This window comes from Bacteroides stercorirosoris, assembly GCF_900142015.1.
Taxonomy (GTDB): Bacteria; Bacteroidota; Bacteroidia; order Bacteroidales; family Bacteroidaceae; genus Bacteroides; species Bacteroides stercorirosoris.
Genome location: NZ_FQZN01000015.1, coordinates 125,474 through 148,079 on the forward strand (window position 1 = coordinate 125,474; position 22,606 = coordinate 148,079).

15 protein-coding genes and 2 tRNA genes are annotated in these 22,606 nt (G+C 47.0%); 2 read left to right on the forward strand and 15 right to left on the reverse strand.

Annotated features, from left to right (window positions below):
• Positions 1–2: 2 nt before the first annotated feature.
• The 11 genes from BUC01_RS12730 to BUC01_RS12780 all read right to left on the reverse strand — a co-directional run bounded on the left by BUC01_RS12730 (position 3) and on the right by BUC01_RS12780 (position 19,204).
• Entirely contained in the window at positions 3–1,571 is a 1,569-nt protein-coding gene (locus BUC01_RS12730; protein ID WP_025830616.1) for a sulfatase family protein, read from the reverse strand.
• 23 nt (positions 1,572–1,594) lie between these two features.
• The gene (locus BUC01_RS12735; protein WP_025830617.1) at positions 1,595–2,449 is read right to left on the reverse strand and encodes an endonuclease/exonuclease/phosphatase family protein; all 855 of its coding nucleotides are present in this window, start codon (positions 2,447–2,449) and stop codon (positions 1,595–1,597) included.
• 12 nt (positions 2,450–2,461) lie between these two features.
• Positions 2,462–3,769: a glucoamylase family protein gene (locus BUC01_RS12740; RefSeq protein ID WP_025830618.1), complete on the reverse strand. Its 1,308-nt coding sequence runs from the start codon at positions 3,767–3,769 to the stop codon at positions 2,462–2,464.
• A gap of 13 nt (positions 3,770–3,782) precedes the next feature.
• Positions 3,783–5,423: a glucoamylase family protein gene (locus BUC01_RS12745; RefSeq protein WP_073313888.1), complete on the reverse strand. Its 1,641-nt coding sequence runs from the start codon at positions 5,421–5,423 to the stop codon at positions 3,783–3,785.
• Between the two features lie 23 nt (positions 5,424–5,446).
• Complete coding sequence (locus tag BUC01_RS12750; protein ID WP_025830619.1) at positions 5,447–6,280, reverse strand: LamG domain-containing protein; 834 nt, start codon at positions 6,278–6,280, stop codon at positions 5,447–5,449.
• A 17-nt stretch (positions 6,281–6,297) separates the two neighbouring features.
• Complete coding sequence (locus BUC01_RS12755; RefSeq protein WP_025830620.1) at positions 6,298–7,815, reverse strand: RagB/SusD family nutrient uptake outer membrane protein; 1,518 nt, start codon at positions 7,813–7,815, stop codon at positions 6,298–6,300.
• A gap of 32 nt (positions 7,816–7,847) precedes the next feature.
• Positions 7,848–10,853: a SusC/RagA family TonB-linked outer membrane protein gene (locus tag BUC01_RS12760; protein ID WP_025830621.1), complete on the reverse strand. Its 3,006-nt coding sequence runs from the start codon at positions 10,851–10,853 to the stop codon at positions 7,848–7,850.
• A 257-nt stretch (positions 10,854–11,110) separates the two neighbouring features.
• On the reverse strand, positions 11,111–13,402 hold the full coding sequence (gene bglX, locus BUC01_RS12765) for a beta-glucosidase BglX (protein ID WP_025830622.1): 2,292 nt from the start codon (positions 13,400–13,402) through the stop codon (positions 11,111–11,113).
• Between the two features lie 170 nt (positions 13,403–13,572).
• Positions 13,573–16,410: a triple tyrosine motif-containing protein gene (locus BUC01_RS12770; protein ID WP_073313881.1), complete on the reverse strand. Its 2,838-nt coding sequence runs from the start codon at positions 16,408–16,410 to the stop codon at positions 13,573–13,575.
• 129 nt (positions 16,411–16,539) lie between these two features.
• Positions 16,540–18,213, reverse strand: coding sequence for a S41 family peptidase (locus BUC01_RS12775; protein ID WP_025830623.1), 1,674 nt, complete (start codon positions 18,211–18,213; stop codon positions 16,540–16,542).
• Positions 18,214–18,223: 10 nt separating this feature from the next.
• A complete protein-coding gene (locus BUC01_RS12780; RefSeq protein WP_073313890.1) occupies positions 18,224–19,204 on the reverse strand; it encodes an adenosine kinase in 981 nt (326 codons plus the stop codon).
• Between the two features lie 80 nt (positions 19,205–19,284).
• Here BUC01_RS12780 and BUC01_RS12785 point away from each other — a divergent pair.
• Positions 19,285–19,358 (forward strand) — tRNA-Asn (locus tag BUC01_RS12785).
• A 22-nt stretch (positions 19,359–19,380) separates the two neighbouring features.
• Positions 19,381–19,454 (forward strand) — tRNA-Asn (locus BUC01_RS12790).
• 111 nt (positions 19,455–19,565) lie between these two features.
• On the opposite strand, the gene BUC01_RS12795 is transcribed toward BUC01_RS12790, so the two are convergent.
• Genes BUC01_RS12795 through BUC01_RS12810 form a run of 4 tightly spaced genes read right to left on the reverse strand, consistent with a single transcriptional unit; the run spans position 19,566 to position 22,069 of the window.
• Complete coding sequence (locus tag BUC01_RS12795; protein ID WP_025830624.1) at positions 19,566–20,270, reverse strand: ComF family protein; 705 nt, start codon at positions 20,268–20,270, stop codon at positions 19,566–19,568.
• Positions 20,271–20,286: 16 nt separating this feature from the next.
• Positions 20,287–21,087, reverse strand: a complete 801-nt coding sequence (locus BUC01_RS12800; protein ID WP_073313892.1) for an inositol monophosphatase family protein — start codon at positions 21,085–21,087, stop codon at positions 20,287–20,289.
• Positions 21,088–21,107: 20 nt separating this feature from the next.
• Positions 21,108–21,602 carry a 3'-5' exonuclease gene (locus BUC01_RS12805; RefSeq protein ID WP_025830625.1) on the reverse strand — a complete coding sequence of 165 codons (495 nt, stop codon included), beginning with the start codon at positions 21,600–21,602 and terminating at the stop codon, positions 21,108–21,110.
• Positions 21,603–21,622: 20 nt separating this feature from the next.
• The gene (locus tag BUC01_RS12810; RefSeq protein ID WP_025830626.1) at positions 21,623–22,069 is read right to left on the reverse strand and encodes a hypothetical protein; all 447 of its coding nucleotides are present in this window, start codon (positions 22,067–22,069) and stop codon (positions 21,623–21,625) included.
• Positions 22,070–22,606: the final 537 nt, after the last annotated feature.

Here is a 22,606-nt window from a genome sequence, read left to right on the forward strand (position 1 = left end):
GTTCATTTGCACAGTTCGCCGGGAACATCATATTGCTTCTGTAAACGTTCAAGTTCAGCTATAAGTTCGGCAGTAATCTTTTCCATACCCTTTTTCCCGTACAGGTTATGCATTTCGGTCGGGTCGGTCTTTAAATCATACAGTTCCCACTTGTCATCCACGTAGAAGTGCATCAGTTTATAACGCTCCATCTTAACGCCATAGTGGGCACGGACGCTATGGAAACCAGGAAATTCATAATAATGATAATAGAGCGATTTACGCCAGTCACGCGGCGTTTTCCCCTTCTCCACCAACGGACGGAAAGACACGCCCTGCATATCCTGGGGAACTTCAATGCCACACATATCCAGAAAAGTAGGTGCAAAATCAATGTTCTGCGTCAGCCCGGTCACCTGGGTTTCCGGTTTGATATGCCCCGGCCAGCGCATCACCATCGGCATGCCGAAGGACTCTTCGTACATGAAGCGTTTGTCGAACCATCCATGCTCGCCCAGATAGAAGCCCTGGTCGGTGGTGTAGACAACTATTGTGTTCTTGTCCAGTCCGGTACGTTTCAGGTAGTCCAGAATCTCTCCTACACTTTCGTCCACGCTTGCCACAACACCCATATAGTCTTGCAGATAGCGCTGGTATTTCCACTCTGCCACTTCTTCGAAAGAACGTTGCTTAGAGTAGAACTCATTATTACGGTCGCGGTACGCATCAAGGAAGCGGCGGCGCTCGTCCGGCTCCATAGTTCCCAGGAAAGCGTGCGGCCAAGGATCGAACAGTAGACTGTCACTGTCCATGCCAGCAACCATTTTCAGATCGTGACCCTCATACATGTCACGATATATATTCATCTTCTGCATCTGTGCGGCATAACGCCCCTCGTAAGCATCGAAATAGTTATCGGGAAGCGGGAAGGTGGTGTGCTCGTACAAATGATAATGTCTCTCGGCAGGCACCCAGTTGCGGTGTACCGCTTTATGATGCATCATCAGGAAGAATGGCTTACTCTTATCTTTCCGCCCGTCAAGCCACTCTTCCGTGTAACGGGTAATCAAGTCCGTCACATATCCCAAATGGCGGGTGGTATCTTTCTCCGTAATGAAATGCGGATTACAATATTCTCCCTGATCGTTGAGGATCATCCAATGATCAAACCCGGTCGGACGGGAAATAAGGTGCCATTTGCCGATGATGGCGGTTTCGTAGCCATTTGCCTGCAATATCTTTGGCAGGGTTTGTTGCGCGCCGTCGAAACCTTTCGCCCAGTTCTTCATAAAACCGTTCTTGTGGCTATGTTTACCTGTAAGGATGGCGGCACGGCTCGGACCGGAAATGGAATTGCAGCAATAGTTATTCTGGAAAACCGCTCCTTCGTGTCCGATGCGGTCTATATTCGGAGTCGGAGCGACCTTACCGATGGGATGCCCGTAGATGCTCATTGCCTGACGGGCATGGTCGTCGCTCATGATAAAAATGATGTTAGGGCGTTCATTCTGAGCATCCTGTTCCTGTCCCTGCATTGTTGCCGAAGGGACAAAAGGGAGCAGGACAAGCCCCAAAGAGAGTTTGTCTTTCATAGGTTCCTATATCAAATGAATAATTAATGGAGTGTCAGACTGGCAATGATGGGGGTATGGTCCGACAAATATCCGTCATCCGGTTTATCATCTATCACCCGGAACTTACCAGCTGTCACCTGCCCGTTGACAAATATAAAATCAATCAACTGGCGGTTCTCAACCGGGATGCGGCCAAAGTTGTGGAAGCTCCATGCCGGACCGTAGACCGTGGAAGCAACGGAATAGGCATTCTTCATTCCACCATCAGAGAGGATAGTGATCGGTTCCGAGTCTACCGTTCCGTTGAAGTCGCCTGTCAGGATTACAGGCAGTCCCTCTGCAAGTTCGTGCATCTTCGCAAGCAGCAATTTGGCGCTCTCACGACGCGCCACTTTCCCTACGTGGTCGAAGTGAGTGTTGAAAGCTGCCAGTTTCTTGCCACTGGCCTTATCTTTCAAGATGGCCCAAGTCACGATGCGCTCGCAAGCGGCATCCCAACCTTTCACTCCAATCGTATCGGGAGTTTCGCTCAGGCCAAAGTTTCCGTTCTTTATCAGCTCAAAACGGTCCGTCTTGTAGAAAAGAGAGCAATATTCCCCTGCTTCCTTTCCGTCTGCACGCCCCACGCCCAGAGCGGTGTATTGGGGAAGACGGTTCTTTAAATCGTCCAACTGGTTCTTCAACACTTCCTGCATACCCACCACATCCGGAGCGTAGTAGGCAATCATTTTTGCCGCATTATCCTTGCGGTACTTCCAGTTGTTCAGACTATCTGCCGCATGGTCCAGACGGATATTGTACGACATGACATCAACCTTAGCTTCCGGCTGCCTGCCGCATGAAGCGACAAGCAGGACGAAAGCAACTAATACACTATTAAAAAACATCTTTTTCATGGTATCTTGTATTTATTTTAAGTAAGGGGACGTAAACCCTAATTTCTTCAGTCCGCTTTGTACGTCCGGATGACTCATAAAAAGCTTCCAGATCAAACCCGTGCGGTAGTTTTCAATCATCACCACAATAGGTCCCTGGTCAATGGCCAGATACGAAGGTGCAAACCAGTTCTCCGTTAGGTTGAAAGCATCTTTAAAACCGTATTCCCCCCAAAGTTTACCGCCCAACTCTTCATAGAAGTAGCGCATGGCCTGAAGCGAATATTCCGGCGCGTAAGGGATGGAAGACAAGGCGGCTGTGGGAGTAATCACTCCACGGTCGTTGCCGGGGCAATGGGCTGAATAGCCTTTATCCCCGTCACTGGCTGTCAGTCCCCAGCATTGTGCACCATATCCTTTGTATCCCTTCGGGTTATCGATGCAATAGGCACGGTTTATCAAAGTATGAGCTTTCATCTGCTCCTCGTAATCTGCATAACGGTCTTTCAATCCGCGCGGGTCGAGCCCCATATAGGAATAATGGGTAAAGAACAGCGGACCACCAAAATCAGTTCCCAAAGGCAATGTTATATCATAAAACTGCTTGCCGTTCCTAAAAACGATGGAGTTGGCCCATCCTTTATGATACACCGACTCCGCAATGGGATAGGTGGGCGAAGCAGCAGCAAGGATATAAGTGATGTGACACTCATTATGTCCCTTAATCTGATGGTTCATTGCCCAACCGTTATTAGGCGACCAGTGCCAGTAAAGCACATCTTCGCCATTGGTGAACCAGTTCCATTCTGCCTGACGCCACAGTCCGTTGATAATTCCCCGGATGTTTCTTTCCACCGGGGTATCTTTGTCAAAGTACTGGTGTGCAGCCAGCAATCCTTCGAACATAAAGGCAGATTCCACCAGGTCGGCTCCGTCATCTTTCCGGCTGAAAGGGACTGCCTTTCCAGTCTGCCCGTCCATCCAGTGTGCCCAAATACCGTGATAACTGTCCGTACCTTTATCACTCAGAAAGCGGACAATCTTCAACATACGTTCCGCTGCCTGCTCGCGAGTGACGAAACCACGCTCCGCACCGACAATAATGGCCATCACTCCGAAACCTGAACCGCCGATAGTCACAATATCATCGCTACCATTACTACGTTCACGCGCCAACCCCGAAACCGGATGCCCATAATCCCAGAAGTAACAGAAAGTTTGCTTCTGCACCAGAGTCATCAGTTCTTCATCGGACAATGACTTCTCTTTCTTGCCCCCCGAAGCTGCCGGAAGCAAGCTGAATGGATAGAGCAAAAGTATCAAATATATCAATATTCTCATAATAATCAATCTATTAGTTTAATGCCGGGCTCTCAAAACCCAATTTCTTCAATCCTTGCTGAATGTCCGGTATAGCCATGAACAAATTCCAGAGCATTCCTGTCCTGTGGTTCTCTATCATGCAGATAATCGGTCCCTGGTCGATGGCGATACATTGGTTATCATACCAGTTGGCTGTCAGGTTAAAAGCATCTACAAAGCCATAGTCCCTCCAGAGCTTGTCACCCATCTTATAATAAAAGAAGTGCAAAGCGGACAAAGACTCTTCCGGTGTATAGGGGAAAGCCGAAAGGGCAGCCGTAGGGGCAATCACACCTTTATCGTTAGAGGGTGAATGAGCGGAATATCCACTGTCGCCATCGCTGGCCGTCAATCCCCAGCAGGAAGTTCCATAACCGGCATAGCCTTTGGGATTCTCTTTGCAATAGTTGTAGTTTATCAAGGTGTGGTTCCGGTTCTGCTCCCAGTAGTCTGCATATGAGTCTTTCAGCCCTTTCGGGTTAATGCCGAGGAAGGAGTATTGGGACAAGAACAACGGTCCGCCCTTCTCGGCTCCTAACGGGAGTTTATACCCGTAATAGGTATTGCCATTCCTGAAGCCGCCATTCCTTGCCCATCCTGCCTCATAAACAGTCTTGTCGATGGGGTACGTAGGCGAAGAAGCAGCGAGTACATACGTAATCAGACACTCATTCCACCCTCTGATGGGCAGGTTCTTCTCAAATCCGTAGTTAGGACTCCAATGCCAATAGAGCACTGATTCCCCGTTCTTCTGGAACCAGGTCCATTCGATGGCTTCCCACAGGCGGGTGATGTCGGAACGCAACTTGCTCTCGGCTTCCGAAGCTTCTTTGAAGTAAGCACGAGCTGCCAGTAGTCCCTGAAAGAGCAGGGAGGTTTCCACCAGGTCGGCACCGTCATCTTTATCACCGAAAGGCTGGGTCTTGCCCGTAGAGCCGTTAATCCAATGCGAATAGGCACCGTGATAACTCGTGCACTCTTCATCCAGGAAAGTAACAATCTTCTGCACTCTGCCGAGGGCTTCCTGACGGGTAACAAAGCCTCTTTCGGCTGCCACCAGCATAGCCATCACCCCGAATCCGGTGCCTCCGGTGGTTACCACATCGGCAGAAGTGGTACGCTCGCGCGCCATTCCCGAATGTTCGTGCCCGAAATTCCAGAAATACTTGAAAGTTTGCTTCTGCACCAAGGTCAGCAATTCTTCATCGGGAATACGATCGAATTTATCCGAATCGTCCATTCCGGTTTTAATTTCATAAACCTTGCCGTTGGAGAGTAATACTCCGGAGGTGGATTTCACCCCCGGATTGATTACCAGTTTGTATGAGGAAAAGCTCTTAAAGCCACCTGTTGGTGTCAAAGAGAGTTTATCGGCATCCGATAAACTGAAGTTACATGCCACTGTCTGGTCGTTCTGTTTCAGGGCAATGTTGGCGCGGGCCGATGCCTCATCCACCGCATCCGTAAAGGTAAGCACGATACCGGCATCGGGAGCCACATTGTCGAAAGAACTCTGATCCTGCTTGTCACCGATAGAGATGCTTTTCAGTTCAAACGCACCGGGTGTTTCCGGGGCATCATCTTTGCTGCAAGCCGCCAGCAACAGGCATAGCATGAAATAAATGACTCTCATATTCGCTACGTTCTTCATGTTTGTTATTCTTTACCGGAATAAAGTTGTTTTATCTCGGATGCGGATATAGCTCTGTCGTAAAAACGGAACTGATCTAATTGCCCTGGGAAATTGGATGCCCAACTCTGTGCACCCGCACCTTCCGTCAGGCTGGGCTTCGTGCTGAACTGGAATGCTCCGATAGCAAACGTACCCCAATCTTTGAATTTAAGCTTTCCATATCCGGGAAGCTCCTTTGTAAGAGCGCTTTCACCGTTCCGGTAAACCGTCATTGTCGAGTTATCCCCGTCGTAAACGAATGCCATATGCACCCATTCAGTACCAAAGACATTGTCAACCTTAGCCTCCACCCATCTCTCGTCATTGTCCTTCACCGATGTACAGTTATAGAGGTGCATCTTGAAGAAAGCCTGGGTTTCGCTGCCCGTATTTTCCAGGTAGATATCGAAATTACCCCAGAAAGTTTTGGTGTTGGGGATACTGAAAATACCGTAAGCTGACGTGTTTCTCGTTGTTTTCATCCAGAAAGCAACCGCACAGCTTCCCAGTTCGGGTATGGTATCGTTCAGGTAAGAAGGGACACGTGCCAGCAGGTAAGAATCTTTCGTTCCCTGATAAGCCTGTCCGTTGACTCCGTCAGTATAGGTGATTTCTCCACCGGCGCTCATCAAAAAGGTATAGTTGCCTTTATCGCGCATATCATTCTCAAAGGGCAGGAACAATTTCATTGGTGAATACTCCTTCCCGGCGGAACTGTCCGGATAGTCGAAAGCCGGATGATCCATATCCTGGAAGCAAGATTGCAGTGTGAATGCCGACAAACCGAAGGCCAGCAATAAGTTTATATATCTTTTCATGGTCGTTACTATATGGATTAATAATTAGGATTCTGAACTAATACACCGTTTGATTTGTCAATCTCGTCCTGAGGCAGAGGCAACAGTGCGTGCTTATCCTGATAACCGGTCTTTCCGGCAGCATGCAGCACTTCTTTGGCAATTCCCCAGCGCACGAGGTCATAGAAGCGGTCGAACTCCATACCCAGTTCAACCCGGCGTTCGTGGCGGATAGCTTCACGCAATTCGTTCTGGTCATCGGTAGTCACCTCCGGCAAAATATTGCCGTTCGTGCCGCGGGCACGGCTGCGCACCATCTCAAGGTATCTCTTCGCATTAGTCTTGTCGCCCGTTTCGCAAGCTGCTTCCGCAGCCATCAATACTACATCAGAGTAACGGATCAGACGGATGTTCACCCAATATCCGCCCTTTGTGTACTGCGTGCGCAAAGCTGGATCTGTATATACTTTCTTGTTGAAATACTTGGCTACCACGTCGGCATTGGCAATCGGCTTTTCACCATAAGGTTTGTTGGCAGGGATCGTCGATGGGTCTTCTCCTGTTCTGATGAAATACAGCAAAGTTTCATCTTTCCGAGGGTCACCTTCTTCAAATGCATCGGCCAATAATTGAGTGGCAGTATGTTGGCCCCAACCTAAATTCCATTCACCGGCTCCACGACATCCCTGCACCTGGGCATACTGGCTACCGATATCATTGGAACCCGGGAGAGCCGTAGTAGAAGTACATTGCAGTTCCAGGACAGACTCACTACAGTTTTCTCCTTTTTCACGGAAGATGGTTTCGTAAGGTGTATTCAGGTTGTATAAACCGGAAACAATCACATCTTCTGCCGCAGCACGCATATTATTCCAGTCATTGCGCATCATGTAGGTGCGGGCATGCAAAGCGCGGGCTGCTCCCCAGCTAAGACGACCGACGTATTGTGCCTCCCAGGTGCGCGGCAGACAAGATTCCGCATTGCTCAGGTCTTCATCAATCAAAGTGTAAATCTGGGCAACAGAAGACTTGGGTATATTGGCATCTGCCACAGTCTCTACCTTAAAATCAATCAGAGGCACTTCACCAAAAGCACGCACCAGATTGAAATAGCAGAAAGCACGCATGAATAGGGCTTCCCCTTTATTTATCAGGTCGCCGCCTGTCAATGACGGGTTCGACTTCATCTCTTCCAATACATCATTGGCTTTATGAATCAACGTATAGTTAGCGTTCCAGTAACTTTTTATCATGCCGTTACTTGCAGCATATTCAAAGTCATCGAACATCTTTCCCGTCGCAGCTCCGTCAGACAATGTACTTCCCTTTTCCGCATCTTCCGAGCGCATGCCATGAATAGCCAGCGCCGTGTTTCCCGACACGATATGATAACCACGGAGCAGAGCATACATATTAAATATCTGTGTCTCATAGGTACCTCCGGTCAGGTCATCTTCGGTCAATGATCCCTGAGGTTTCTGATCTAACAGGTCACTGCATGACATCTGAGAACATCCCAGTGCCAAAGCCATTATATAATAAAATATCTTTTTCATACTGATCGTCTTTCTTTTATTAGATTTAATGTTTAGAATGATAAATTAAAGCCCAAGGTATACACAACCGGCATCGGATATCCTCCACCATCAATACCGAACGAGGTTGCACTACCACCCACTTCCGGAGTATATCCGGTGTTGCGGCTCCACGTCTTGGGGTTCTGGATGTTACCATAGATGCGCAAAGCTTGCAACTTGATGCGGCTCAGCAAACGGGGATCGAAGGTATAACCCAATTCTATGTTACGGATGCGGAAGAAACTGCCGTCCTCTACGAAGTAAGAAGAGGCTTCCAGGTTTACGGAACGGGACGGATCAAGAATCGGTTCCCAATTGGATGTTCCTTCGCCATGCCAGCGGTTCAGACGCTCTGTGCGATAGTTGAACTGTGCATAAGCACTGCCATCCCAATTGCGATAGACCTCATTCCCATACACTCCCATCATATCCACACTCAAGTCAAAGTTCTTATAACCCAGACTTACATTAAAGCCATACGTAAAATCAGGAGTAGGATTACCAATCATTGTGCGGTCTTTCTCTGAAATGATACCGTCGCCATTGACATCGGCAAACTTCAAGTCGCCCGGTTTCACAGAAGCTACCTGATTGGGGAATGAGGTTTCAATATCCGTCTCGTTTTGATAAACTCCTGCCACTTTATATCCATAGAAGTAACCGATGGGATAACCTTCGGACACACGGGAAACACCGTTGATGATGGAGTAGTCTTTGCTTATCAGTGACATCACTTTATTGTCAATGGTAGTCAGGTTGGCAGAAACGCCATAACGCCAGTCTTCACCGATTTTATCGTTCCAGGATGCCGACAATTCAAAGCCACGGTTACGAATCTCCCCTGTGTTCTGCAATGCGGGAACCGTACCGGAAAGCCCGGGAACAGTGGTCAGCAAATCTTTCGTTGTTTTGTTATAGTAAACTGGGGACAACTGCATGCGACCACCCAACAGGTGCATATCGAAGCCTACTTCCCATGAGTAGTTGCGTTCCCAGCCCAATGTCTGAGAAATCAGTTTGTCCGGTCCCTTACCTGCAATCACATTGTCACCGAAGACGGCTGAACCCGAACTTGTGATGTTGGGATAAGCCGGATACCGGGAACCGCCTGTGTTCTGACTTCCCAAAACTCCCCACGAACCTTTCAGCTTCAGATAATCAATCACATTTTGTTTCTTCATGAAGTCCTCTTCGCTCATTACCCAACCGGCACCGAATGAGTAGAAGTTATCCCATGTATTTCCTGTTCTCTTGAATACGGAAGAACCGTCGCGACGATAAGAGGCATTAAACAAGTAACGGTTTTTATAGTTATACAGTGCACGGAACAGATAGGACATAGTGAAACGCTTGTACTGGGATGCTCCGTTAGTAGCTGATGTGGGATCGTCGATAATGGAAATCCACCACTTATCCTCATCTTCGCCAATGGGAACACCATAACCCGGCAATTGGCTGCGACCGCCTGACAAGTCAGAGTACTCATTATAGTTTGTCGTAAGACCGGCTGTCAGAGTCAGGCCATGATTGCCGAACTGGTTGATATAGGTCAATACATAGTCAGACTGTGCAGCCATTGAGGTAGACTTGGACTGGCTGACACTTTCTTTATCCGTCAGCCTTTCTTTACCGCCTTCCACATCCGGATTGTACACATAGATGAGCGGAGAATAAGAACGTGACTGGTTGGAAGCATAATCCAGAGAGAAAGTAGCTTTAAAGGTCAGATTCTTCATCAGGTCAAGCTCACCATAGATATTTCCAGCCATACGGTAATTGGCAGACTTGTTATGAGCACCTCTCAATACGGGCTCAATCATCGGATTCCATACCTGGGCGCGCTGGAAATCAGGAAGCGTGTGCAGTAGACCGCTTTCCTGCTCATAGACAGGAGCAATCGGAGCTGCTTTCAGGGCAGAAGCCACACCCTTTGCATCAGGATACAAGGCACGCACACCGTTCACCTGGAAACCGAAGCGCAGGAAGTCGGTTACTTTATGTTCGCTATGCAGGTTTACTGTGAACTTATTCAGTTTTTCACTTTGAATGGAACCTTCTTCCATCACATATCCCAAACCTAAATAGAATTTGCTTCTTTCTCCCGAAGCCATAATGCTAACCGTATTGTTAGTGAGGAAACCGGTCTGGAACATTTCATCCTGCCAGTCGGTATCTGCATTCCACACGGTGTAGTCATACGGATCACCGCCCTGGTTCATACGCTGCTCATTATAGAGCATCTTGAACTGCTCTGCATTGGTCAGGCTGACATGGTCGGTAACTGTCTTCCAGCCTACCGAACCGTTGATGTTGACCTGAGTCTTACCCTCTTTAGCCTTCTTGGTAGTGATAATGATAACTCCATTGGCACCACGTACACCAAAAATGGCCAGAGAAGAAGGGTCCTTCAGAATTTCCATGGATTCAATATCAGCCGTATTCAAATAGTTGATATTATCGGTGAACAATCCGTCGACTACATACAACGGAGTATAACCGTTGATAGAGTTCGTACCTCGAACACGGATTTCAGGGTCTTGCCCGGCACGACCAGTATTGACCACCTGCACACCGGCAACCTTACCCTGAATAGAAGCTAAAGGATTAACAGATGGTTTGGAAGCAATGTCGGCAGCTTTCACCGTTACGATAGAACCGGTCAAATCGCGTTTCTTGGCACTACCGTAACCCACTACAACCACTTCGTCAATGAGCTGACTGTCTTCTTCCATCGCTACGTTGACGGTGGAACGACCGTTAAGTACCACTTCCTGCTCTTTCATACCAATATAGCTAAATACCAAAGTGGCATTGGCCGGCACGCCCGAAAGCTGGTACTTTCCGTCAATATCGGTAATTGTTCCCATATTCTCCTGTCCCTTTACCCGGACCGAAGCGCCTATAACAGTCTCGCCTGTCTTGTCAGTAATGACACCCGAAACTGTAATCTTGTTCTGCGCCATCGAAACGACAGCGAACAGCAACATCACACATGTAATTAATAGATTCTTCTTCATTTTGTATTGATTTAAAATTACTCCGCAAACGTATAGCATAAATTGATTTAAGTCAAAAAACAGACTACCACAAGAGTACCACGCTTTATCAAAGTACTACTTTATAACTACTATACCACAGCGGAACAAACTAGCTATCAGATATTTATTTTTAATAAAGTTTCCATATTTCCATGCCGTTCTTACCCGTTTCCGATCTCGGAACTTTATTGGAAAAACTCTTTCAGTATAACTTTACTTTAAGATAATAAAAGAGACTAGTGAAGGGTGAATAAAGCCTTATTCACATTGCGACTGTCAGTACCTATCATCACTTCAAAGTCACCCGGTTCGCACACAAAATCCAGATTGTAGTTGTAGAACTTCAGCATATCAGACGTTATCTTAAAAGATACTTGTCTCGCTTCACCAGCTTTCAGGAAGATTTTCTCAAAACCTTTCAGTTCTTTCACCGGACGGGTTACACTGCCCACAAGGTCGCGGATGTAAAGCTGCACCACTTCAGCACCATCACGCTTTCCGGTATTGGTCACCGTTACGGTGGCTGTGATTTCGCCGTTAATGTTCATGGACGATTGATCCAATGTAATGTCACTGTAAGAGAAAGTAGTGTAGCTCAAACCATATCCGAACGGATAGAGCGGTTCATTATCAACATCCAGATAGTTGCTGCGGAACTTCTGGAACCATTTGCCTTCCGCCAGAGGACGACCGGTATTCTTATGGTTATAGAACAAAGGAATCTGCCCCACATTTTTCGGGAAAGTCATCGTCAGTTTGCCACTCGGGGTTACATTACCGAACAATACATCGCCAATGGCAAGGGCGGCTTCACTACCACCAAACCATACATTCAGGATGGCGGGCACATTTTCCTGTTCCCAGTTCAACACCAAAGGACGGCCGGTGAACAATACCAATACTACCGGTTTACCGGTTTTCAGTAATTCCTGCAAAAGCACACGTTGCGTATCCGGCATTCCAAGGTCTGTACGGCAACTGCTTTCGCCACTCATCTCAGAAGATTCGCCCAGGGCGGCAACAATTACATCCGACTTGGCTGCCACAGCGAGAGCCTCATCCAGTAGTTCTTTGTCCGTACGGTTGTCACGGTGCAAAGTGCGTCCAAACATGGTGGCACGTTCTTCATATTCGGCATCGCTCATCAGGTTGCTGCCTTTTGCCGTAAGAATCCTGGCTTTGCTGCCTACCACATCTTTCAGTCCTTCAATCAGCGAAGGGTATTTATTCATCACGGCAGCCACGCTCCACGTACCCGGCATGTTGCTACGGCTATCCGCCAAAGGTCCTACTACCGCAATCGTTCCTTTCTTTGCCAGTGGAAGCACATTGCCTTCATTCTTCAACAGTACAAAACTTTCCGAAGCTGTTTTGCGGGCAATGGCACGGTGCTCTTTGGTGAAGACTTCTTTCTTCGGACGAGTTACATCGCAATACTTATAAGGATTATCAAAAAGACCAAGTTTGTACTTAGCTTCCAGAATGCGGCGGCAAGCGGCATCGACAGCCTTTATGGAAACCTTGCCTTCTTCCAGAGACTTCTTAAGGGTACTCGTGAAAGCATCGCTCACCATATCCATATCGACACCTGCATTCAGCGCCAGGGCGGCAACTGCCTGTGTATCACCCATACCGTGGTCCGTCATTTCGGTGATGCCGGTGTAATCCGTCACTACGAATCCGCCAAAGCCCCATTGCTTGCGGAGTACATCCGTCATCAGCCATTTATTTCCGGTGGCCGGCACTCCGTCCACTTCGTTGAACGAAGCCATAACGCTACCCACACCTTCTTCTACAGCCGCCTGATAAGGTAGCATATATTCATTGAACATACGCTGATGGCTCATATCCACCGTATTATAATCACGTCCGGCTTCCGGTGCGCCATACAAGGCAAAGTGCTTCACGCAAGCCATGATTTCATTATTGCGGCTCATATCTTTTCCCTGATAACCGCGTACCATGGCGCGTGCAATTGCCGCTCCCAGGAAAGGGTCTTCGCCGTTACCTTCGCTGACACGTCCCCAACGGGCATCACGGGAAACATCCACCATCGGACTGAATGTCCAGCAAATACCGTCGGCACTGGCTTCAATGGCAGCGATACGCGCAGATTCTTCAATGGCTTCCATATCCCACGTGCATGACAGACCCAAAGGTATAGGGAATACAGTTTCGTATCCATGAATGACATCCATACCAAACAGAAGGGGAATACCGAGGCGGCTCTCTTCAATCGCCTGTTTCTGCACGTCGCGGATGCGTTCCACCCCTTTCAGGTTGAAAAGGCCGCCCACTTCACCGGCGCGGATACGTTTGGCCACATTACTGCTCTTGGCCTGGCCGGTAGTAATCTCACCCGTCACCGGAAGGTTCAACTGGCCTATTTTCTCTTCGAGGGTCATCTTCTTCATCAGGTCGTCGATGAAGCGGTCCATGTCTAAAGGAGATTTCTGTGCTTGTACACCAACAGATACAAACATCAATAACATTAAAAACAATTGTAACTTAAGGGATAAATGTTTCATGCTTTTCATTCTTTATTATTATTGGAGAAAAATGATTTCCCTGCAAATAAAGGGAAAGACCTTCAAACTCTTATAATCCGATGCTACAACAAAAGTACCTTTAGGGCAGATTATAAAAAAAGGAAGTACTATTTTAGTACTTCCTTTCACTTTATCAAGCTAAGGGTCAGCTACTTAAAGTTTATCATAAAATCCGTCAGACTATCTTCCTGAGACAGGTTGAACTTCTTGCGCAGGCGGTATCTTGCCGCATCCACTCCACGTATCGAGATGTTCAGTAGCTTCGCAATCTCCTTCGTCGGCAGGTTCAGGCGAAGTAAAGCGCAGAAGCGCAAGTCGCCCGATGTCAGGTCAGGATACTGCTGTTTCAGGTTTCGGAAGAAGTTCTCGTGTATCCGGTCGAAGTTGGCCTGAAACATGTTCCAATTCTCTTCGTCCGAAACGATGTTGTTATTCACCAAAGCGAGCAGTTTATCCAGGTTCTTCCGTGTGTACTGCCCGGACAACTTTTGCTGCTGTATCTCTTCCTTCAAGGAGTTCAGGAACTCCTGATGGGCGATATTAGTCATTACCACTCCCGACAACTCCTTGCTCTTGAAACGCAGGTCCGCTTCAAGTTGCTCTTTCTCGAGTTCGATAATCTTCTTCTCTTGCTGTTCAATCTCGGCCTGATGGGCTATGCGCTGTTGTTCAATCACGCGGTCTTTCTTCTTCTTCACGGACTGGTAAACGATGTATTGCAACAACAGTAACAGAATCAGTCCGGCAAGCACATAGCCACTGATAGCCCAGTAGGACAGGTACCAAGGTCTTAATATGACAAAAGGAAGTGTTGTCGACGCCAGAATCTGGTTTCCATCATATACTTCCGCTTTGAAGACGTAAGAACCAAAAGGCAAACGGGTATATTTCTTCTCCAAACTACGCTCGTTATCAACCCATTGGTCGTTAAGCCCCTCCAGCTTGTACCTAACCTTATAGGTATAGTTATTATAAACCGGATAACACAAAGAGAAACACACCGTACTGAACTCCGCCTCTATCTTGTTTTCTTCTTGCACGGACAGTTGTTTTTTCTTTCCCGTCCATTCAGCCTCCACCGTGATGCCCGAAACCCATAAAGAACGCTTAACGGAAGATTTATATAACAGGGAACTATCTGCGTCAATGCGGGCAATGGCATTATTCAGGCAGAGATAAGAGCTTTTGCTACCCTTGTCATAAACCATCGCCGCCCTTTCTTCTATCGACAGGCCCTCGAACAAAGAGAATGGAATCCGATGTTCAACCTGAAAGACATTCATCTCACACTTCACCAGATAGGCCATCCGGCCACTGACAAACCAATACATATTACCACCCGCATGGCTCACATCGTTTATTCCTTTCAGTTCCGACAATTGTTCGTTCATCACCTCATACGGGATGATTGAATCCGTCATATCTTCATAAGTATAGAATGCCTTTCCATTTGAAAAGACCACCCGGCCGTTAATCTTAAAGAGAGAGAAATTCCCGTCCTTCACATCTCCCAGCTCCATATACATTTTGAGATCTTCCACCCTCTTCAAGTCCGGGCTGATTCGTAAACGAAACAGTCCTTTCCGCAAATGCTTTACCCAGATATTCCCCCGGTGGTCCATTTCTATGCCCCGCACCATATGGGTAAACCCGCCCAATGAATTCAAAAAGCTCCAGATACCGGAAGCATTCTCCTTATACAGATTCAGAAACGTATAAGTTCCCTGCAATAGCAACGGACGTCCTTCATGGTAGATTTCCCTCATGCACATCGCCCCCCTTACGTCCGAAATCAATGATGCCTGCAAACCTGCTATCTGAAAAGTACCTTTATTATGCCCGCAGAGAATCTGGTTTCCCCACTCTCCGACGTACCATGCCTGTTCTTCCAGTCCGGGAACAAGTTCCAGCTTTCCATTTTCCATCCGGTAGAGTCCTTGGTTGGAGGCCACATAAGCCTCATCTTTCTTCACCAGTACATCATAAATCATACCAATCTTCCGGTAAGGGGGTTCATAATAATATACCAAAGAGTTATTTAATATGTAAGCTATTCCTTCGTCCAAGGCTACCCAGACATTATTATCGGCATCGCAATAAAGCCCCAGGACCGTGTTATTCTGCAAGCGACTATCCGTGTTTTCCTTCCAGAGCAACCGCCCCTTTTTGTCTATCGCATAAACTCCGTTGGATATGGTACCGATGATATAGCAACTGTCTTTCGTCATCACTGCCCGGTTAACGGTGTACTTCTCCAATTCTGCATCACATTCCGTATGCCACTTCACTACCTTTCCATGCTGATAAATGAAGCCGCCACTATTCCGGGTCAGCAGCAAAGCGCCGTCATCATACGGAAGTCCTGCCATGACATCACTGTCGCCCAGCAGCTTCCGGTCAATCAGGTGTTCAAATCCATCGTTTATAAAGATAGAAAGCCCCTCATTTATCAGTTGGGAATAAAAAGTATCACCTACCTGAAACAGGTTTAGTGGAAGTGATTTCGTGCGGATACCTCTCACGGTATGTCCGTCGTAAATGAATAGCGAACCAAAGGACTGGAACACAATCTCGTCCCGCACCGGCACAATACTCCAGATTTCATCATTCTGAAACCGGAAGTCTTTCACTTTATCCTTCAATGAATGGTATACAAGACTATCTAACGAATCACGTTCAAAGTAACCGAACTCTTCAAAAGAGCCCACAAATATCTTTCCGTCCTCGCCAATGTACACAGCACGCACAATATTCTTAGTAGGCAACTCATGCAGTTCCCACCTGCTCCCGTCAAACTCCAACAAGCCTTTGTTGTTACCAATATATATGATTCCCCTCTCATCTTGGGCAATAGACCAATTCTGGATTCCTGCATTATAATCGGATACGGAATAACTTCTCACGATAGGAGAGAACGGAATAGAAGAACCTCGTGATAAACTACTAAATAGAGAAAAGACACAAAATAATAGCAGGGTTGTTCTCATAGACGTTGCTTTACGGTAATCTTTAAGCAAAGGTAGAAGTTTCTATCTAAAAAACGGGTAAATCTGCCGATTATCTTTAAAGAAAAGAGAAAAGATAATCGACGGATTTACCCGTTTATGGCATTATAATCAGTTCTTTGCAAGCGGAGCGCTCAGCATCTCCTTGTATTTCGCAGGATCGCCCAGCACCTTCACGGCTTCATTCAGATCATCGTCATCCTTCAACTGCTGGATGATGCCGCCACGTTGGAAATAATAACGCTTGATAATGTCCTGTGCAATCATATTCTTGATATCTTTTGAGAAGTAATCAAGGTCGCGGTCCAGATTGTGGGTCAGCTTCTGTTCAAGAGCCTTGAACTCATCGGAGGCATCTTTCATATACCCTTCAAATTCGGCCATTTCCTTCAGACTCTTCAATATCTTTTCGCTCTGCTGGTCATACTTGAAGTCGGCTTTCTTCACCGTCTCCTTGAACTCGGCATAATCGGCATCAGTCACCTCAAAGTTCTCGGGAGAAGCTATCGTGGGATGCTTCAGGCAATACTGTGTTGCATAATTGAATATCAGATTATCATTGACCAGATAGAACAGGATATTCGGCAGTTTCTCCTGTTCCACTGCCACGTCCGGTGTCACACCGCCACCATCGCGCACTTCACGTCCGGCAGCCGTATGGAATACGGTGGTCAGACTGTCGGGAACACGACCTGCACTTCCATCGGGATTACGATGCTTGTAGTCTATAGCCTGTACGCAACGTCCGCTGGGGATATAATATTTAGAAGTGGTTATTTTCATCGTACCGCCATAAGGCAACGTGCGAGGCACCTGTACCAGACCTTTTCCGAAAGTACGGTTACCTACAATCACTGCCCGGTCGTAATCCTGCAAAGCACCTGCAAGGATTTCAGAAGCGGAAGCTGTACCGCTATTCACCAACACTGCCAAAGGAATATCCGTATCCAGAGGTTCACGCAACGTCTTATAGCTATTGCTGGCTTGCTTAATCTTCCCCTTCGTCGTTACAATCATCTTGCCACGGGGCAGGAAGAAATTAGCTATCTCCACAGCTTCCTCCAATAGGCCACCACCATTGTTACGCAAGTCGATTACCAATGAAGTGATGCCCTGTTTCTTCAAATCCAGGAAAGCCTTTTTGAATTCCTTGGAAGGATTGCCGGAGAAAGTGCTCAGACTGATATAGCCCACATTATTATCCAACTTCCCATAATAAGGTATGAACGGTAACTGGATGCTCTTACGGACAACTGTAAAATCCAGAGGCTTCGTTTCCCCGGGACGCTCCACCTTCAATTGAAAGCTCGTACCTACCTGGCCGCGCAGTATCTTGCTCACATCCGTATTCCCCGCCAGGTCTTTCCCGTCTATCTCAAGCAAGATATCACCGGCTTTCAATCCCACTTCCGCAGCAGGCATATTCTCGTAAGGTTCCACAATCACCGTACGTTTCAGCTTCGGCTCATAGCGAATGATGGAACCTATACCTCCATACGAGCCTTTCAGCATCTGCTCCAGTTCGCTGCGGTCTTCTTCAGGATAATATTCCGTGTAAGGGTCCAATGAATAAAGCATCGCATCGATACCCTCGCGTACAGTCTTGTTGGGATCCAGTGTATCCACATAGAACATATCCAGCTCCTTCACTATGGAATTGAATATATCCAAGTTCTTCGCAATCTGGAAATTGCGGCTGTCGCCACTCTTAAAACTAAAAAAGACGACCGCACCTACTACCAGAACCGAGGCAGTTATCCAGCGCATTTTCAGAAATCTCTTCATATCTTACTTATTATAATTCACTGATTTTCGTTTTAATATCTTCCCACCATTCGGCCGGCATCTCAGCGCCAATCACCCGGATGATGTTTCCCGATAAAATAGAACCAGTCTTGCCGCATTTCTCCAATGAGTGTCCGCAAGTCAGTCCGTACAGGAAGCCGGCGGCAAAATAATCACCTGCACCGGTAGTGTCTATCACTCTATCCACCGCAACAGCATCCACATGCACTTCTTCCGTACCCTTACGGATGAGTGACCCCTTGGCTCCCATCTTCACAATAGCGATGCTGCACATTTTGGCAATGATGCCCAGTGCTTCCTGCGGCTCTTTACCGGTAAACGCCTTTGCCTCTTCTTCATTGGCAAACACAATATCCACATACTTGTTTATCAATAAAGAGAAGAATTCATGGTCTTGCTCCACGATATTATAACTTGCCATGTCCAGACAGACCTGTAATCCGGCCTCCTTAGCCAACTCTATGGCACGAAGTATCATGTCGTGGTCCTGCACCAGATAACCTTCAATGAACAAATAAGTATATCCTTTGAACATCTCCCGCGAAAGTTCTTCAGCCTTCAATGTAGCGGCAGCACCCAGATACGTACCGAATGTGCGCTCCCCGTCAGGCGATATAAAAGTAGAAGCTACTCCCGAAGGCAGTTCGGTTGAGACTAACAGATTCGCTTCCGTTCCCCGTTCCAGCAAGCTCTCCCTATAAAACTTTCCGTAAGTGTCATTACTGACTTTGCCGATGAAACCTGTTCCTGCACCCAGACATGCCAATCCGCGGATCGCATTACCGGCAGACCCGCCCGTTGCAAGCTGAGTCTCCATCTGGCTGAAACATTCATTAATTATCTGCAGTTTATTCTCATCAATCAGAGTCATGCTCCCCTTGGGCAAATCCATTTCTTTTAGAAGATGGTCATCGTTTAGAGTAGCAAGAACATCAACAAGGGCGTTGCCCATACCAATTATTTTGTCCATTTCGATATTTTTTTTGCAAAGATATTGCATATTTCAAAATATCCTATTACTTTTGCACCGCATTTGAGAAAAAACAACATTCTTCCTTAGCTCAGTCGGTTAGAGCATCTGACTGTTAATCAGAGGGTCCTTGGTTCAAGTCCAAGAGGAAGAGCGAAAGAAAATCAGATGCATATTCTTCCTTAGCTCAGTCGGTTAGAGCATCTGACTGTTAATCAGAGGGTCCTTGGTTCAAGTCCAAGAGGAAGAGCAAAAAGGTTCGTCATTGCGGCGAACCTTTTTTGTTTTCTATAAAAACCACTTCATTTATTACTGCACTTTTTAAGGAAATCCAGAAGGAAGCAAGGGCGTTTAGTATTATTTAACTATCCGCCACAGCCAAGGTCAGCACACTAATGCGTATTCCGGCCACTTCGCAGAAAACATCGGCACAAGCGGTAGTCGTGGAACCGGTGGTCAGCACATCATCTATTATCAATACATGCTTTCCCGTGAAGTACTCCGGATGGTGCAACCGGAAGATGCCGTCTACATTTTCCCAACGCTCATAAACCGATTTATGCGTCTGTGTATCTGTATTCTTTTCACGTACTACCGAAGAAATATCCACCGGGATTCCCGATACCTGAGATACTCCGCGGGCAATCCACTCACTTTGATTATATCCGCGGGCTTTCCGCTTCCGGGGGTGCAAAGGGACGGGGATGATGACATCAATATCTTTAAAAAAATCCGTTGCCGATAATTCCGCTGCCATGAAACGCCCCATAGTCGCCCCCAGTTCCTTTTTCCCGCCATACTTGAACTGATGGAGAATCCGGCGGAAATCCCCTCCTTTACGATAGAAGAAGTAAGAAGTGGCACGCTCCAGAGGAAACTTCCCCCAAAACATACGCTCCACAGGATTTTCTTTCACTTTATGATAATTAGTACGTGGCATATCCATGTTGCAACGGGTGCAAATAGTCTCTTCACTTTCTATAAGCGGTGCTCCGCAAACCACACAATAGCGTGGGAAAAAGAGATGGAACAAAGGTCCCAACCAGCTTTTCATAGTATTTTTCATCGGGTAATCTTATTTATCACATTCCCAACGGGGGAACTTCCTGTATCAAATTCTGCAATACCGGATGCAGATGTCCGTTTGTAGCAATGATATGATGCCCTTCTATAAAATTATCGTTACCATAGAAGTCAGTCACCCGGCCACCCGCTTCAAGCACAAGCAATGCCGCGGCCGAGTAATCCCATTTTCCGATGAAAGCTTCCGCCCAGGCATCAAATCGTCCGGCAGCCACATAACAGATGGCCAGGGCAGCAGAGCCGGTCATGCGTATACCGCCCACCTTGCCATATAAATTATGTATCAAGTGTTCTCCCGTACGGGCATATTGCCGAGAGTTATAAGGTAACTCAACCACCAAAAAGGCATCTTCCATCTGCTGCACGTCAGAGACCTGTATGCGCTGACCATCCACATAGGCACCGCCGCCTTTCCAGCCATAGAAGCATTCGTCACGGCAAGGGTCATAAACCACGCCCACCAGCAATTCTTCCCTTGAGCGAAGACCGATGCATACACAATAAGGAGCATTATCATGGATATAATTAGTTGTTCCGTCCAGCGGGTCCACTACCCAGCAATAGGGTTCGTCCCGATATATCGCAGAACCTTCTTCCGTAATAAAACCGGCTTCAGGCAACAAAGCAGAAAGTGCAGCCACAATCTGTTTCTCCGATTCTTTATCTACATACGACACATAGTCATGCGCGTGTTTCTTCTCCACGCTTTCACTGCGAAAGGTCTTCCTTTCTTCTTTCAGGAAACTTCCCGCATCCATAGCGATACGGCAAACTTCGGCTGTAAGTGACGCTAAATCCATATTCATTATCCTTTCTTCTTTTATTCTATTATTTCCCTTGCAATCCAGGCGCAGGCCTCAGCATCCGCCAGTGCATGGTGATGCTGCTCCAACTCATAACCGAAATAAGCGGCTACCGTATGCAACTGATAGTTGGGCAAGCCTTTTATCCGCTTGCGGGCCGTACTCAAAGTACAATGAAACTCGTAATCGGGATAATCCAGGTTATAAGTTCTGAAAACGGCTTTCAGACAACTCTCATCAAAACCTTTATTATGGGCTATGAGCGGTAATCCTTCGATAAGTGGCGCTATCTCCTGCCATACGGTAGGAAATATCGGAGCTTTTGCCGTGTCCGCCATTGTCAGTCCATGCACACGGGTGTTCCAATAGGTGTAGTATTCCGGTTCGGGGCGAATCAGACTATAGTAACTATCTACAAATTCTCCTTCCCGCACAATCACCACACCGACACTGCACACGCTGGTACGCTGTTCGTTGGCTGTTTCAAAGTCTATGGCAGCAAAGTTTTCCATAATTCAGAGATGTCAAAAGTCTATTGTGGTTCCCCCACCTGCTGATAAATCAGATTTCCCCGTTGGCTGACAGTCCATTTATTGTTCTCCAGGCGGACATTCTTCGTGTCATCATCCTCTACATTCCATGCGTAGCCGCCGACGGGCAAAGAGCGACGGTCCAGTATTTCGTTCGGGCGGTCGTCGGAAAAGAAGAGTTCCACTTGCAGCGAATCGGGCGAGAAAACAATATAGGCGGCTTTTTCTTTATCTGCCACATCTTCTACACGTACTCCTTTCTCCCAAAGACGGATACAGTCTTTCAGAACTTCACTCCAGGTATATCCGGCGGAGGCTATGCAACCGTGAGCATCCTTATCATCACCCACCTTATTCTCTTCACTCTTTTTACTTTGAGAGTTTCCACAACCTGTAAACAGGAGACTGACACACATCAAGAGTAAAAAACAAACATTTCCGGTTTTCATAAGAATCATCTATTTATATTTCGCACGCCAAAAGTACGAATAAATATGAAGTAGGGAAAGTTATCACATTTATTTCATGCATGGGAGGGAAAACTCTCTTCAATAAAGTTTTTCGGTAAGTTGTCAGCACTCCAGCACTGATACAGCTCAAACCCTTTGCCAGTCGTGGTTTGGAGACAGTGCTGACAAGGTGTTTGTAAGTGACGACAAACGGTTTGTCAGCACTGTTTTTCAGACTATTTTCGAACGTATTACACTATGAGTCAAAAGAATACTTTATTTTTTGCATGTATAGAATAATCTCTCTTTATATACGCATTTCCCTATATCCACGACATTGAGTTGCTGCAAAGCAATGACAGTACCACTGCAAAACATGTGCAGTAACGCTGCAAATCATATGCAGTATCACTGCAAAGCATATGCAGTAACGATGCAAAGCATATGCAGTACTACTGCAACGTATGTGCAGTAACGTTGCAATGTCTTATCCTAAAAATGGTTGTCACTATTCGGGGCTGGTTACTAAATAAGTTG

Excerpts from the sequence above, each read along its gene's own strand:
- BUC01_RS12730 (WP_025830616.1), bottom strand. The coding sequence starts at position 1,571 with ATGAAAGACAAACTCTCTTTGGGGCTTGTCCTGCTCCCTTTTGTCCCT.
- BUC01_RS12735 (WP_025830617.1), bottom strand. The coding sequence starts at position 2,449 with ATGAAAAAGATGTTTTTTAATAGTGTATTAGTTGCTTTCGTCCTGCTT.
- BUC01_RS12740 (WP_025830618.1), bottom strand. The coding sequence starts at position 3,769 with ATGAGAATATTGATATATTTGATACTTTTGCTCTATCCATTCAGCTTG.
- BUC01_RS12745 (WP_073313888.1), bottom strand. The coding sequence starts at position 5,423 with ATGAGAGTCATTTATTTCATGCTATGCCTGTTGCTGGCGGCTTGCAGC.
- BUC01_RS12750 (WP_025830619.1), bottom strand. The coding sequence starts at position 6,280 with ATGAAAAGATATATAAACTTATTGCTGGCCTTCGGTTTGTCGGCATTC.
- BUC01_RS12755 (WP_025830620.1), bottom strand. The coding sequence starts at position 7,815 with ATGAAAAAGATATTTTATTATATAATGGCTTTGGCACTGGGATGTTCT.
- BUC01_RS12760 (WP_025830621.1), bottom strand. The coding sequence starts at position 10,853 with ATGAAGAAGAATCTATTAATTACATGTGTGATGTTGCTGTTCGCTGTC.
- bglX (WP_025830622.1), bottom strand. The coding sequence starts at position 13,402 with ATGAAACATTTATCCCTTAAGTTACAATTGTTTTTAATGTTATTGATG.
- BUC01_RS12770 (WP_073313881.1), bottom strand. The coding sequence starts at position 16,410 with ATGAGAACAACCCTGCTATTATTTTGTGTCTTTTCTCTATTTAGTAGT.
- BUC01_RS12775 (WP_025830623.1), bottom strand. The coding sequence starts at position 18,213 with ATGAAGAGATTTCTGAAAATGCGCTGGATAACTGCCTCGGTTCTGGTA.
- BUC01_RS12780 (WP_073313890.1), bottom strand. The coding sequence starts at position 19,204 with ATGGACAAAATAATTGGTATGGGCAACGCCCTTGTTGATGTTCTTGCT.
- BUC01_RS12795 (WP_025830624.1), bottom strand. The coding sequence starts at position 20,270 with ATGAAAAATACTATGAAAAGCTGGTTGGGACCTTTGTTCCATCTCTTT.
- BUC01_RS12800 (WP_073313892.1), bottom strand. The coding sequence starts at position 21,087 with ATGGATTTAGCGTCACTTACAGCCGAAGTTTGCCGTATCGCTATGGAT.
- BUC01_RS12805 (WP_025830625.1), bottom strand. The coding sequence starts at position 21,602 with ATGGAAAACTTTGCTGCCATAGACTTTGAAACAGCCAACGAACAGCGT.
- BUC01_RS12810 (WP_025830626.1), bottom strand. The coding sequence starts at position 22,069 with ATGAAAACCGGAAATGTTTGTTTTTTACTCTTGATGTGTGTCAGTCTC.